The sequence below is a fragment of the Streptomyces sp. NPDC041970 genome (assembly GCF_055588985.1).
This window is the reverse complement of sequence record NZ_JBVJCD010000065.1, coordinates 1-13,354: the sequence shown is the minus strand read 5'-3', so window position 1 is coordinate 13,354 and position 13,354 is coordinate 1. Positions and strand designations below refer to the sequence as shown.

Genomic DNA, 13,354 nt, shown 5'->3' with positions numbered 1-13,354 from the left:
GACCGGCCGACCACCGACGCCGCCGCCCGCAACCTCGGGGCGGCGGCGTCCGTGCGCCCGGCCGGCGCGGCGGCACGGGCCGGGCGCGGGGCCGCCGACCGCGCCGTCACCGGATGGCGGATGCCCGGTCCTCGTTACAGTGAAGAACATGAGTTCTCCCCTCCGGTTCGACCGCGCGCACACCGATGACCTGATGTCCTTCCTGGCGGCCAGCCCGTCCCCGTACCACGCCGTCGCCAACGCCGCCGCGCGGCTGGAGGAGGCGGGTTTCCGGCAGGTCGAGGAGACCGACGCCTGGGACGCGACGACCGGGGGGAAGTACGTGCTGCGCGGCGGGGCGATCGTCGCCTGGTACGTGCCGGAGGGCGCGCGGGCGCACACCCCGTTCCGGATCGCCGGGGCGCACACCGACTCCCCGAACCTGCGCGTCAAGCCGCTGCCCGACACCGGTGCGCACGGCTGGCGGCAGATCGCCGTCGAGGTCTACGGCGGCACCCTGCTCAACACCTGGCTCGACCGCGACCTCGGCCTCGCCGGGCGGATCTCGCTGCGCGACGGCACCCACCGGCTCGTCAACATCGACCGGGCGCTGCTGCGCGTGCCGCAACTGGCCGTGCACCTGGACCGGTCGGCCAACACCGACGGGCTCAAGCTCGACCGGCAGAAGCACATGCAGCCGATCTGGGGGCTCGGCGACGTCGAGGAGGGCGACCTGATCCGCTTCGTCGCCGAGGAGGCCGGCGTCGAGGCGGCGGACGTCACCGGCTGGGACCTGATGCCGCACGCCATCGAGCCGCCCTCGTACCTGGGCCGGGACCGGGAGCTGGTCGCCGGGCCCCGGATGGACAACCTCCTGTCGGTGCACGCCGCGACCGCCGCCCTGGCCGCCGTCGCCGGGCTGCCCGACGCCGAGATCCCCTTCATCCCGGTGCTGGCCGCCTTCGACCATGAGGAGAACGGCTCGCAGTCCGACACCGGGGCCGACGGGCCGCTGCTGGGCTCGGTGCTGGAGCGCTCGGTCTTCGCCCGCGGCGGCTCGTACGAGGACCGCGCCCGCGCCTTCGCCGGCACCGTCTGCCTCTCCTCCGACACCGGCCACGCCGTGCACCCCAACTACGCCGAGCGGCACGACCCGACGCACCACCCGGTCGCCAACGGCGGGCCGATCCTCAAGGTCAACGTCAACATGCGGTACGCCACCGACGGCAGCGGCCGCGCGGTGTTCGCCGCGGCCTGCGAGAAGGCGGGCGTGCCGTGGCAGTCCTTCGTCTCCAACAACGCGATGCCCTGCGGCACGACCATCGGACCGATCACCGCGGCCCGCCACGGCATCCAGACCGTGGACATCGGCGTCGCGATCCTCTCCATGCACAGCGCACGGGAACTGTGCGGCGCCGACGACCCGTATCTGCTGGCCAACGCGCTGGCCGCGTTCCTGGCGGGCTGACCGTCCACGGCTCAACGACCGTACGGGACATGGTTGTTCCCGGCCGGGGTACGCGACCCGTACACCGGCTCGGACTCACCGGGCGGTTGAGGAGGCGTAAGTCATGGGACTCGGAGGATGCATTCTCCTGATCGGTGCCGGCGCGATCCTGGCGTTCGCCACCGACTGGCAGATGGACACCGTCAACGTCGACCTGGTCGGCTGGATCATGATGCTCGTCGGACTCATCGGGGTCTTCGTGTACATGAGCATCGCGCGGCGCCGCCGCATGGTCGTGCCGCCCACCACCACGGTCGTCCAGGAGGACGAGCAGCGCTACACCTGATGACCTGCGGTGCGTTCGGCCGCCGGCCGTAGCCGGGCCCGGCGGCCCTGCGTTCGCCCACGGGTGACCCCGATATTCTGGGAGGGATTCCGCGCCCCACCGCGGACGCGTCCCACCCGGAAGAGGAGCCGCTCGTGGAGTTCCGGCTGCTCGGCACGGTCTCCGTCGAAACGTTCGGCGGACCGCTGCCGCTGGGTCCCGCCAAGCGGCGCAGCCTGCTCGCCGCCCTGCTGCTCTCCGCCAACACGCCCGTGTCGCTCGGACGGCTGGCGGAGTCCCTGTGGGACGACGAACCGCCGCCGCGCGCCCGGAGCGTCATCCAGGGGCATGTGTCCCGGCTGCGCGCCCTGCTGGTCGGCGCGGACGCCGAGGCGTACGGGGTGGAGCTGGTCACCCTCGGCGACGCCTACCTGCTGCGGGCCCCGGAGAGTCTGCTGGACGCCCAGCGGTTCGAGGAACTGCTGATGCTCGCGCGGGAGCAGCGCGACCCGCACGACACCGTGCTGATGCTCAAGGAGGCCCTGTCCCTGTGGCAGGGCCCGGCGCTCAACGGGGCCTTCGCCGGTCCCCCGCTCCGGGCGGCCGCGCACTCGCTGGAGGAGTCGCGGCTGGCGGCGGTCGAACAGCTCGCCCGCACCTACGGAGCGCTGGGCGAACACCACCGCGCCGCGGCCCTGCTGGCGGCGGAGACGACGGCGCACCCGCTGCGCGAGCCGCTGGCCGCCGAGCTGATGCTCGCCCTCTACCGGGCGGGCCGGCAGTCGGAGGCCCTGGACCGCTTCCACCGCACACGGCGGCTGCTCGCCGACGAACTGGGCATCGATCCTGGGCACGAGCTGGCCGACGCGTACGCGCTGATCCTGCGCGGCGAGACGACGGCGGCGCAGCCGGCGGCCTCCGCCCCGGCGCCCGCCCCGGACGGCGAGAGCCCCGGCCCGGCCCCCGTCGCGGCCGACGAGGGGACCGACCCCGCCACCGGCACGGAGAAGGCCTCGCCGGCGCTCCCCGCGGCGCGCCCCCTCCCGCCGCCCGACCCCGCCGAACCGCACCCCGCCGACCTCCTCCCCCGCGCCCCCCGCGGCTTCCACGGCCGCACCGCCGAACTGGCCGCGCTCACCCGCGCCGCGGCGGGCGAGGCCCCCGTGTGCCTGGTGACCGGGCCCGCCGGGGTCGGCAAGACCGCGCTGGCCCTCCAGTGGGCGCACCGCACGCCGGCGCTCTTCCCCGACGGGCGGCTCTTCGCGGACCTGCGCGGGTTCAGCGAGGCCGGCGAGCCCGCGCTCATCGACGTCCTGCGGGAGTTCCTGCTCGCCCTCGGCGTCGCCCCGCGCCGGGTCCCGGAGTCCGTCCCGGCGGCCGCCGCGCTCTTCCGCTCCCTGACGGACCGGCGCAGGCTGCTGGTGGTCCTGGACAACGCCCGCGACTCCGCCACCGTCCGGCCGCTGCTGCCGGGCGGCGCGGACTGCGTCACGCTGGTCACCAGCCGCCACCGGCTGGAGGGGCTCATCGCCTCGGACGCCGCCCGGCCCGTCCCGCTGGACACGCTCCCCGCCGACGACGGCATCGCCCTGCTCGCCGGGGTCCTGGGGGAGGAGCGGGTGCTGGCCGAACCGGTGGCCGCCCGACGGCTCGCCGAGCTGTGCGGCGGACTGCCGCTCGCGCTGCGCGTCACCGCCGCCCGACTGGCCGGGCGGCCCCGCTGGACGCTCGCGACGCTCGCCGACGAACTGGCCGACGAACGCGGCCGCCTGGCCTGCCTCGACGTGGACGACACCGGCGTGGCGGCCGCGCTGCGGCTGACCGTCCAGCACCTGCCGCCCGAGGCCGTCCACCAGCTCGCCCGGCTCGGCCACCACCCGGGCGGCCACGTCGACCCGTACACGGCCGCCGCCCTCGCCGGGACCGGCCCGGCCGCCGCGTCGGCGGCGCTGGAGCGGCTGGGCGCCGCCCACCTCGTCACCGAGACCGGGCCCGGCCGCTGGACCCTGCACGACCTGGTGCGCCTCTACGCCCGCGGCCTGGACCCCTCGTCCGCGCCGGAGGCCCTCGTCGGCGTCCTCGACCACTACATCGCCACCGCCCTGGCCGCCGCCCACGCCGCCGAGCCCGGCGGGGAACCCTGCTTCGTGCTCCCGGACGGCCACCGGCGGCCCGCCGCCGTCCAGGACTTCGCCGACCGCGCGGCGGCGATGGGCTGGCTGGCGGCCGAGCGCGAGGACCTGGCGCTGGCGGCCGTCGCGGCGCGGGACGCCGGGCTCCACGACCGGGCCTGGCGGATCGTCCTGCTCCAGTGGCCGCAGGTGGTGTGCCGGGTGCGGGACTCCTGGTCCCCGCTGCTGGAACTGGCCCTGGAGTCGGCCCGCGCCGAGAAGGACGCGTACGCCGAGTCGCGGGTGCTCACCCTGCTGGGCTGGGTGCTGACGGAGGAGGGCCGCACCGCCGAGGCGGCCGCCCTGCTGGAGGGCTCGCCCGAGCTGGCCCGGAACGCCGGCGACCCGTTGGGCGAGGCCACCGCGCTGATCAACCTGGCCGTCGTCCAGGCCGAACTGGGCTCGCTCGACACGGCGCTGGAGGGGTGCGCCCGCGCCGTGGAGCTGGCCCGCCGGGAGCGGCACGCGTACACCGAGATGCTCGCCCTCCAGCACCTGGCCCGGTTGCAGCTCACCGCCCGCCGCCCCGCCGACGCCCTCGCCTCCGCCCGGACCGCGCTGGCCCTGGGCCCCGAGCACGAGGAGGCGGCGCGCCGCGCGCTCCTGCTGGCCGTCAGCGGCGAGGCCTGCCTGGCGCTGGGCGACGAGGACGAGGGCATCCGGTTGCTGGACCGGGCCGCCCGCGAGGCCGAGCAGGCCGGTTACGACGAGGGCGCCGTACGGGCGCTGGAGGCGCTGCTGCGGGTGACGGCGCGGACGGAGTACCGGCTGCGCCACGACCAGGCGCTCCGGCGGCTCGCCGACGAGGGCTGAGCCCGCGCGCGGCCGTCCGGTCGACGGCGGCCGGGACGTCAGCGGAACGTCAGCGGGACGACAGCGATACGTGAGCGGACGCGGGCAGAGTCATCCCTGTCAGCAGCTCAGAGGCGACCGTCTTGACCGGGCGTTCGCCGCACCGTCTCCTCGGGGGAATCTCCATGCGCGCCTTCCGCAACCGCACCACCGTCCTCGCCGCCGCGACCACGGCCGCCCTCGCCCTCACCCTCACCGCCTGCGGCGAGGGGGGCACCGGCACCAAGTCGGCCGGTCCCGCCGCCAACGACTCCACGACCACCACCGCCCCGGTGAAGACCGGTGAGCAGGCGGGCGGCGCGCAGGCCGACGGCGGCGAGGGCACGGCCGAGAGCGCCACCGACTCCGGCTCCGCCGCCACGCAGGCCGCCGGCACGTCGACGAAGGCCGCCGCCGGCTCCGGCACGGTGCAGAAGGCCGCCGGGTCCACGACCGCGTCGCCCCGCCTGTGCGCCGTCAAGGACGTCGCCATCAGCGCCGAGCGGCAGGACGGCCCGCCCTACACCCACATCGTGCTGACCGCCAAGAACACCTCGGGCAAGAGCTGCCGGATCAGCGGCTTCCCGCAGATCCAGTTCCTGGAGAGCCACCGCGAAAACGTCCCCCCGGTCGCCAAGAGCAAGCCCGCCGCCCCCGTCGTGCTCGCTCCGGGCGCTCCCGCCTACGCGCTGGTCCGGCTGTCGAACGGCGGCGTCGACGAGCCCAACGAGGTGGTGACGGACTTCTCCGTGATGCTGGAGGGCGGCAGCGGCCAGGCCGCGGTGCACGCTCCGGGCCAGGGCGGCATCGCCGTGAACCCGGCGAAGTGGGCGACCGGCTACTGGACCCCCCAGCTGCGCAACGGCGCCGACGAGTTCTGAGCCGGCCACCGGTCGGCGGTCGGGCGGCGCACCGCCGCCCGACCCTCAGCCCTGCTCGTCCATCCCTGCCAGCACCAGCGGCAGCCGGGGCGTTCCCTCCGCGGTCACGCGGACGGGGACGCCCCAGTCCTGTTGGTGCACATGGCAGGCCGGGTACTCGTTGGCCGGGTCGTCGTCGCAGGACGCGGCCATCGCGGAGACGTGCAGGACGCCCTCGGTGCACCCGTCCGCGAGGACCAGGTCGCGCCCCAGGTCCGTACCGGTTCCGGCGCCCTCCGCCAGCAGTTCGGGCGGGGTGGAGGAGACCAGCAGCCGGGTCGAGGGCCCGTAGCGGGTGTCCAGCTTCTGCCCGGCGGGCGCCTGGAACACGACGTCGAGCCGGAGGGCGCCCGGAGCGACCTCGGTGGCGGCCCGCCGGGTGCGGTGCGCCCGGTCGGCCACCCGTACCGCCTCCTCGGGGAGCCGGAGGCGGGTCAGCCGGTGGCGGGCGGACTCGACGACGACGAGGTCGCCGTCGACCAGCACCGCGCCGCTCGGCTCGCGCACGTCGGTGGCGAGGGTGGTGACCTCGCCGGAGTCCGGGTCGTACCGGCGCAGCGCGTGGTTGTACGTGTCGCTGATCGCGACGGACCCGTCCGGCAGCGCGGTCACGCCGAGCGGGTGCTGGAGGAGCGCCTGGTCGGCGGCTCCGTCGCGGTGGCCGAAGTCGAAGAGGCCGGCGCCGACCGCGGTGCGCACGTGCCCGTCCCGGTCCACGTGGCGCAGGGCGGAGGTCTCCGCGTCGGCGACCCAGAGCCGCTCGCCGTCCGCGGAGACGGCGAGCCCGGACGGCTGGGCGAACCAGGCCTCCGCGCCCGGCCCGTCGACCAGCCCCTCGTTGGTGGTCCCGGCGGCGACGCGCACGGTCCCGGCCTCGGGGTCGTACGTCCAGAGCTGGTGCACGCCCGCCATGGCGATCCAGAGCCGGTCCGCGTACCAGGCGACGTCCCACGGCGAGGAGAGGTCCACCTCGCGCGCCGGCCCGCTGGTCGGCGTCCCCTGCCACCACTGGCGGCCGGTGCCGGCGAGGGTCGTCGTCACCCCGGTCGTGAGGTCGAGGGCCCGGATCGCGTGGTTGACGGTGTCCGCGACGGCCACGCGCCCGTCGGGGAGGAGGGCGAGCCCCTGCGGCTCGCTGAACCGGGCTTCGTCCGGACCGCCGTCGGCCAGGCCCCGGACCCCGGCGCCGAAGCCGCGCCGTACGGTCTCGCCGTCGGCGTCCAGCTCGACCAGCCGGTGCCGGGTGGTGTCGGAGACGAGGAAGCCGCCGTCCGGCAGGAGCAGGGCCTTGCCGGGGAAGCGCAGATGCGTGGCCACCGGTTCGGGCGCGACGTACGGGCCGTCGCCCCGGCGGAGCGTGCCCTTGGCGGCGTGCTCGGCCTCCAGCTCCTCGACGAGCCTCTCGATGGCGTGGGCGTGGCCCTCGCCCGCGTGCTGGGCGACGACATAGCCCTCGGGGTCGATGACGACGAGCGTGGGCCAGGCCCGTACGGCGTACTGCTTCCAGGTGGCCAGCTCGGGGTCGTCGAGGACCGGGTGGTGGACCCCGTAGCGCTCGACGGCGTCGACGACGGCCTGGTGCTCGGCCTCGTGGACGAACTTCGGGGAGTGGACTCCGACGATCACCACGGTGTCGCGGTGCTTCTCCTCCAGCTCGCGCAGCTCGTCCAGGACATGCAGACAGTTCACACAGCAGAACGTCCAGAAGTCGAGAATGACGATGCGTCCTCGCAGGTCAGCGAGGGTGTACTGCTGGTCGCCGGTATTGAGCCAGCCGCCCTTGCCGATGAGTTCGGGGGCGCGGACGCGTGCACGTGTTGCCATGCCACCAGTCAACACCGCCGCCCGGCGCGCGCATTCCACGGGGCCCCGACGGGGCGCGGGACGCTTCTCGTCCGTGTTTCACGTGAAACATCCGCGCCCCGCGCACCGGCGCGGTCAGGACGGCTGGGCGAGACCGAGGCGGCGGTCCTTCAGCGCCGGGAACTGCTCGCGGGTCGTGCGCACCTTCTTCGGGTCCAGCTCGACGCTCAGGACCTCCTCGTCCGCGCCCGCCTGGGCCAGCACCTCGCCCCACGGGTCGACGACGATGCTGTGCCCGGCCTGCTGGACATCCGCGTGGCTGCCCGCCGTCCCCACCGCGAGGACGTACGCCTGGTTCTCCACGGCGCGGGCCTGGGCCAGCAGCGTCCAGTGGGCGCGCCTGCGCTCCGGCCAGCCGGCCGCGACGACGAGCGTCTCGGCGCCCGCGTCGACGAGTCCGCGGAACTGCTCCGGGAAGCGCAGGTCGTAGCAGGTGGCGAGGCCCAGGGTGGTCTGCGGCAGGGCGACCGTGACCAGCTCGTCGCCCGCGCCCATCATGACCGCCTCGCCCTGGTCGAAGCCGAAGCGGTGGATCTTGCGGTAGACCGCCGACAGCTCGCCGCGGGGCGAGAAGACGAGCGTGGTGTTGTAGAGCGTGCCGTCCTCGGCCCGTTCGACGAACGAGCCCGCGTGCAGCCAGACGCCGGCCTCCGCGGCCGCGGAGGCCATCGCGTCGTGGGTGGGGCCCCGGAGCGGTTCGGCCTCGGCGGCGAAGGCCGCGTAGGCGAACGCCCCGACCGGCCACAGCTCGGGGAGGACCACCAGGTCGGCCCCCCGCTGCTCGATGACGAGCGAAGTCGCCCGCCGCCGCCGGGCATCGGTCGATTCGTCCGGGTCTACTGCGATCTGGATGAGGGAGGCGCGCACACTACCACCGTCCTGGCATTCGAGCCGTCAACACGGGCCTACGATCGTCACACGAAAGCACTGCCGGGGTGCCTGCCCGCAGCGTAACGTGGACCGACCGGTACTTGGGGCGGGAGCGGAGGGGAGCTGAAGTACGTGCGGCCGCACGGCGGAGGGTCGGGGCCTGGCGCGGCCATGGCCCTCGACGACGTCGCGTCCGCCGGCGCCCCCGCCCGCGACGCCGCCCCAGGACACCGGCCGGTCCCAACCGCCGAACCTCACCCGCAGCCCGCCGACAGCGCCGTCAGCGCCGGCTCCTACGCCGCCGCTCCCTGCTCTCCAGCCCATGCACCGCAGAACCGCACGAGGGGTCCCGTGACCGTCCATCCCAGCCTCCAGAACTACGCCGACGCCGCGACACACTCCGTCGAGGCCATCGCCGAGCTGGTGATGCCCCTGGCCGAGAGCGAGTGGAACCGCCGTACGCCCTGCCCGGCCTGGTCGGTGCGCGACATCGTGTCGCACGTCATCGGCATGGAGTGCGAGATGCTCGGCGATCCCCGGCCGATCCACACCCTGCCGCGCGACCTCTACCACGTACGGAGCGACTTCGCCCGCTACATGGAGATGCAGGTCGACGTCCGGCGCCACCACACCGCTCCGGAGATGACCTCCGAGCTGGAGTACGTGCTGATCCGCCGGGCCCGCCAGCTCCGCAACGAGTCGCGCGCCCCCGACACCCTGGTCCGTGCGCCGCTGGGGGCCGAGCAGACCCTGGAGACGGCGCTGCACATGCGGGCGTTCGACCTCTGGGTGCACGAGCAGGACCTGCGCGCCGCGCTCGGGCAGCCCGGCAACCTGGACTCCGCCGGTGCGTACGTCGTCCGCGACACCCTGCTCGCGGCGCTGCCGAAGGTGGTCGCCAAGGACGCGGGGGCGCCCGCCAGTTCGGCGGTCGTCATCGACGTGCACGGCCCGGTCGAGTTCCTGCGGACCGTGCGGGTGGACGCCGAGGGCCGCGGCTCGGTCGACGGGGCGCCGTCGCTGGGCCCGGCCGTGACGCTGTCACTGGACTGGGAGACGTACGTCCGCCTCGCCTGCGGCCGGGTCCGCCCCGGCGCGGTCGCCGACCGGGTCAAGATCGAGGGCGACCAGGAGCTGGCGGCCGCGATCCTGGACAACTTCGCCGTCACGCCCTGACGCCACCGGCCCCGCCCCGGACGGTGCGGCCGCAGGGCTACACGGGCACGTGCACGGCCTCGACCCGGCTGACCACGTGGTGCTCGCGCTCCCTGGCGGCCGCCCGGCGGCGCAGCCGCAGGATCTGGGTGACGCCGAGGGCCTCCAGGACGAAGACCGAGGCGAACGCGGTGCGGTAGTCGTCGCCCGTCGCGTCCAGCAGGACGCCGACGGCGAACAGCGTGGTCATCGAGGCGACGAAGCCGCCCATGTTGACGATGCCGGAGGCGGTGCCCTGGCGCTCGGGCGGATTGGCGGGCCGGGCGAAGTCGAAGCCGATCATCGAGGCGGGCCCGCAGGCTCCGAGGACCGCGCACAGGGCGACCAGCAGCCCCATCGGCGCGCGGTCGGCCGGGTAGAAGATCACGGCGGCCCAGAGCAGCGCCGTCACCGCCACCGTGGCCAGCGCGATGGGCGCCCGCGCCCCGTGGTGGCGGGCGATGACCTGCCCGTAGACGAGCCCCACCACCATGTTGGACAGCACGACCAGGGTGAGCAGCGTGCCCGCCGTCCCGCGGCTCAGCCCCTGCGCCTCCACGAGGAACGGCATCCCCCACAGCAGCAGGAACACCATGGCCGGGAACTGCGTGGTGAAGTGCACCCACATCCCGAGCCGGGTGCCGGGCTCCCGCCAGGCGGCGGCGATCTGACGGCGGACGTACGCGGCTCCGGCGCGCTCGGCGGGCGGCGGCTCGTGCCCCTCGGGGTGGTCCTTGAGGAAGAGCAGGAGCAGCGCCAGCACGACCACGCCCGCCGCACTGCTGCCGACGAAGGTCGCGGTCCAGCCGTAGCCGTGCAGCGCGCGGGCGATGAGGAGCGTGGAGACGAGGTTCCCCGCCATCCCGAACAGCGCGGCGACCTGGCCGATCAGCGGGCCGCGCCGGGCCGGGAACCAGCGGCCGCCGAGCCGCAGCACGCTGATGAACGTCATCGCGTCGCCGCAGCCGAGCAGCGCCCGCGCGGCCAGGGCCATGCCGTACGAGGGGGAGAGCGCGAAGCCGAGCTGGCCGGCGGTGAACAGGACGGCCCCGATGGTGAGGACCCTCTTGGTGCCGAGCCGGTCCACCATCAGTCCGACGGGTATCTGCATCCCCGCGTAGACCAGGAGTTGGAGGATGGAGAACGTGGACAGCGCGGAGGCGTTGACGTGGAACCGGTCGGCGGCGTCGAGTCCGGCGACCCCCAGACTCGTACGGAAGATGATCGCGACGAAGTAGACGGCGACGCCGATGCCCCAGATCCGGGCGGCGCGCGGCCCGCCGGGCGGATCGCCGGGCAGCGGCAGGGCGGGGGCGGCGCTCACCGGTCCTCCCCGCGCATCAGCACCCGCACCCGGCCCACGTGGGCGCGCACGGCCCGCGCTGCGCCCTCCGCGTCCCCGGCCCGGATCGCCTCCAGCAGCTCGCCGTGCTCGGTGATGTTGGCCTCGATCCTGCCGGGATGGGCCTCCATCACCGCGACGCCCATGCGCAACTGGCGGTCCCGCAACTGGTCGTAGAGGCGCGCGAGGATCTCGTTGCCCGCGTTGCGCACGATCTCCGCATGGAAGCACCGGTCCGCGACGGCGACGGCCGCCAGGTCACCGTCCCGCGCCAACTGCCGCTGCTCCCGCAGCAGCTCCTCCAGCCGTCCGACCAACCGCGCGGAGGCCGGCACCGCCTTGCGCGCCGCGAACTCCTCGATGAGCAACCGGGTCTCCACCACGTCCTTGATCTCCTGCGCGGAGACGGCGAGCACCAGAGCGCCCTTCTTCGGGTAGAGCTTGATCAGCCCCTCCACCTCCAGCCGCAGCAGGGCCTCCCGCACGGGTGTGCGCGACACCCCCACCGCGTCCGCGAGATCCCCCTCGGTGAGCAGCGTCCCGCCCTCGTAGCGGCGGTCCAGGACCGCCTCCTTGACGTGCGTGTAGACGCGCTCGGCGGCGGGCGGGGGCTTGAGGGAGGGAGCGGGAGGCGTGACAGGCATGTGCACAGCATAGATACAACACGGGCGCGGCGGGGCGCACGGCCCGGAGCGCGGAACCGGTGCGCGGCGCGACCCGCCGAATTAATCCGTTCGGGAGCACATCCATCGGCCCCTCCCAAGCGTCCTATCACCGAGCGGCACCCTTATGTGGCCGCCTACCAGGGGCATTTGGAGCTTTCACTTGAAAAACGGCATCAAGCGCATCAATCGCGTCACGGTCACGGCCACCGTGACGCTCACCGCCGGCGCGGTGCTCGCAGGCGGCGCCTTCGGCGCCACGGCGCACGCCGCCGCACCGCCGACCCCGTCGATCGTCGCCGCGGGTGGCTACGTGATGAACGACGGCACCGGCAAGACGCTCTTCACCAAGGCGGCGGACACCCGCCGCGCCACCGGGTCGACCACCAAGATCATGACCGCACTGGTGGTGCTGTCCCAGAAGAACGTCAACATGAACACCAAGGTCACGATCCAGAAGGCGTACAGCGACTACATCGTCTCCAAGAACGCCTCCTCCGCGCGGCTGATCGTGGGCGACAAGGTCTCGGTCGGCCAGCTCCTCTACGGTCTGATGCTCCCCTCGGGGTGCGACGCCGCGTACGCCCTGGCCGACAAGTTCGGCTCCGGCACGACCCGTGCGGCGCGGGTGAAGTCGTTCATCGGCAAGATGAACGCCATGGCCAAGAGCCTCAAGCTGACGAACACCCGCTTCGACTCGTTCGACGGCATAGGGAGCGGGAACAACTACTCGACCCCCCGCGACCTGACGAAGATCGCCAGCAAGGCGATGAAGAACTCCACGTTCCGCTGGGTCGTCAAGACCAAGTCGACGAAGCAGAAGGTCGTCACGAAGACCGGCGGCTACCGCTACATGGCGTGGACCAACACCAACAAGCTGCTCGGCAGCTACAGCGGTGCGACCGGCGTCAAGACCGGCTCCGGCCCGACCGCCAAGTACTGCCTGGTCTTCGCCGCGACGCGCGGCGGCAAGACCGTCATCGGCACGGTGCTCACCTCCACCTCCGAGGCGAACCGCACCGCCGACGCGAAGAAGCTGCTGGACTACGGGTTCAAGAAGTAGCCCGGACCCCACGCGCAGGGGCCCGGTCCGCACGACTCGTGCGGACCGGGCCCCTCGGTCGTTCCTACGGCCGCCGGCGGCGCAGGCCGGCCGTGAAGGCGTCCCAGGCGGCCGGGGCCACGGTGAGGACGGAGCCGCCGGGGCGCTTGGAGTCGCGGACGGCGACGGTACGGTGGCTCGGCGGCCGCCTCCGCCAGGTGCTCCCATTGGGCCCGCGTCACTTCGCGGCCGCCGACCAGTTGACGCGGGGCTCCCTCGGGGACGATGGCCCACAGGACCAGCGGAGCGCTGTCCGCGAGACGCGCCCGCCGTGCCATCTTCGCCTCGACGAAGCGCTCGATCTCGTTCGGGTCGTCCCATTCCGCGTTCCCGACCGCGAGGAGGCCCTGCGCCGGAAGCGATGGCTCCGACCGGCCCACCGCGAGCCCGACGCCGACGACTGCCACGAGTGCGGGCCCCTGCTCGTCGCGCGGCTCGCCGACGAACCGGGGCGTCGAGCCGCGCACGGTGGGGAGGACCGGGTACGCCGAACTCGCCGTACGGTGAGGGCCGGACATGCCGGCGGGGGGGGGGGGGGGGGGGGGGGGGGGGGGGGGGGGGGGGGGGGGGGGGGGGGGGGGGGGGGGGGGGGGGGGGTGGGGGGGGGGGGGAGAGGAGGGGGGGGGAGGGGGGGGGGGCGGGCTTGTG

General features: G+C 74.4%; 10 protein-coding genes and 2 pseudogenes. 6 read left to right on the top strand and 6 right to left on the bottom strand.

What is annotated here, in order from left to right; all coding sequences use genetic code 11:
* Positions 1-148: 148 nt before the first annotated feature.
* From ACZ6EJ_RS24185 to ACZ6EJ_RS24170, 4 genes are all read left to right on the top strand, one after another.
* On the top strand, positions 149-1,447 hold the full coding sequence (locus ACZ6EJ_RS24185; RefSeq protein ID WP_469269921.1) for a M18 family aminopeptidase: 1,299 nt from the start codon (positions 149-151) through the stop codon (positions 1,445-1,447).
* 103 nt (positions 1,448-1,550) lie between these two features.
* Complete coding sequence (locus tag ACZ6EJ_RS24180) at positions 1,551-1,772, top strand: DUF6458 family protein (protein ID WP_469269919.1); 222 nt, start codon at positions 1,551-1,553, stop codon at positions 1,770-1,772.
* 134 nt (positions 1,773-1,906) lie between these two features.
* Positions 1,907-4,735 (top strand): AfsR/SARP family transcriptional regulator, encoded by a 2,829-nt coding sequence (locus ACZ6EJ_RS24175; RefSeq protein WP_469269917.1) that lies wholly within the window; start codon positions 1,907-1,909, stop codon positions 4,733-4,735.
* A gap of 164 nt (positions 4,736-4,899) precedes the next feature.
* Positions 4,900-5,634: a DUF4232 domain-containing protein gene (locus ACZ6EJ_RS24170; protein WP_469269916.1), complete on the top strand. Its 735-nt coding sequence runs from the start codon at positions 4,900-4,902 to the stop codon at positions 5,632-5,634.
* 45 nt (positions 5,635-5,679) lie between these two features.
* On the opposite strand, the gene ACZ6EJ_RS24165 is transcribed toward ACZ6EJ_RS24170, so the two are convergent.
* Together ACZ6EJ_RS24165 and ACZ6EJ_RS24160 are read right to left on the bottom strand one after the other, a co-directional pair.
* The gene (locus tag ACZ6EJ_RS24165) at positions 5,680-7,497 is read right to left on the bottom strand and encodes an NHL domain-containing thioredoxin family protein (RefSeq protein WP_469269914.1); all 1,818 of its coding nucleotides are present in this window, start codon (positions 7,495-7,497) and stop codon (positions 5,680-5,682) included.
* Positions 7,498-7,611: 114 nt separating this feature from the next.
* Positions 7,612-8,403, bottom strand: coding sequence for a carbon-nitrogen family hydrolase (locus ACZ6EJ_RS24160; protein ID WP_469269912.1), 792 nt, complete (start codon positions 8,401-8,403; stop codon positions 7,612-7,614).
* A 354-nt stretch (positions 8,404-8,757) separates the two neighbouring features.
* Here ACZ6EJ_RS24160 and ACZ6EJ_RS24155 point away from each other — a divergent pair, with 354 nt between their 5' ends.
* Positions 8,758-9,582: a maleylpyruvate isomerase family mycothiol-dependent enzyme gene (locus ACZ6EJ_RS24155; RefSeq protein ID WP_469269911.1), complete on the top strand. Its 825-nt coding sequence runs from the start codon at positions 8,758-8,760 to the stop codon at positions 9,580-9,582.
* Positions 9,583-9,619: 37 nt separating this feature from the next.
* Here ACZ6EJ_RS24155 and ACZ6EJ_RS24150 read toward each other — a convergent pair whose 3' ends face one another.
* A complete protein-coding gene (locus tag ACZ6EJ_RS24150) occupies positions 9,620-10,924 on the bottom strand; it encodes an MFS transporter (RefSeq protein WP_469269909.1) in 1,305 nt (434 codons plus the stop codon).
* Positions 10,921-11,586 (bottom strand): GntR family transcriptional regulator, encoded by a 666-nt coding sequence (locus ACZ6EJ_RS24145; protein ID WP_469269907.1) that lies wholly within the window; start codon positions 11,584-11,586, stop codon positions 10,921-10,923. Before ACZ6EJ_RS24145 ends, ACZ6EJ_RS24150 begins: the two co-directional genes overlap by 4 nt.
* Before the next feature lie 181 nt (positions 11,587-11,767).
* On the opposite strand from ACZ6EJ_RS24145, the gene ACZ6EJ_RS24140 reads away from it, so the two are divergent.
* Positions 11,768-12,667, top strand: coding sequence for a D-alanyl-D-alanine carboxypeptidase family protein (locus ACZ6EJ_RS24140; protein ID WP_469269905.1), 900 nt, complete (start codon positions 11,768-11,770; stop codon positions 12,665-12,667).
* Positions 12,668-12,731: 64 nt separating this feature from the next.
* Here the strand turns inward: ACZ6EJ_RS24140 and ACZ6EJ_RS24135 are convergent.
* Together ACZ6EJ_RS24135 and ACZ6EJ_RS24130 are read right to left on the bottom strand one after the other, a co-directional pair.
* Positions 12,732-12,839, bottom strand: a pseudogene (locus tag ACZ6EJ_RS24135) (DUF397 domain-containing protein); the annotation flags it as partial.
* A gap of 55 nt (positions 12,840-12,894) precedes the next feature.
* Positions 12,895-12,984: pseudogene (locus ACZ6EJ_RS24130) on the bottom strand (XRE family transcriptional regulator); the annotation flags it as partial.
* Positions 12,985-13,354 lie beyond the last annotated feature (370 nt).

Bases quoted from the DNA above. Each gene is read 5' to 3' on its own strand.
- ACZ6EJ_RS24180 (WP_469269919.1), top strand. From the start codon at position 1,551: ATGGGACTCGGAGGATGCATTCTCCTGATCGGTGCCGGCGCGATCCTG.
- ACZ6EJ_RS24165 (WP_469269914.1), bottom strand. From the start codon at position 7,497: ATGGCAACACGTGCACGCGTCCGCGCCCCCGAACTCATCGGCAAGGGC.
- ACZ6EJ_RS24145 (WP_469269907.1), bottom strand. From the start codon at position 11,586: ATGCCTGTCACGCCTCCCGCTCCCTCCCTCAAGCCCCCGCCCGCCGCC.
- ACZ6EJ_RS24170 (WP_469269916.1), top strand. From the start codon at position 4,900: ATGCGCGCCTTCCGCAACCGCACCACCGTCCTCGCCGCCGCGACCACG.
- ACZ6EJ_RS24185 (WP_469269921.1), top strand. From the start codon at position 149: ATGAGTTCTCCCCTCCGGTTCGACCGCGCGCACACCGATGACCTGATG.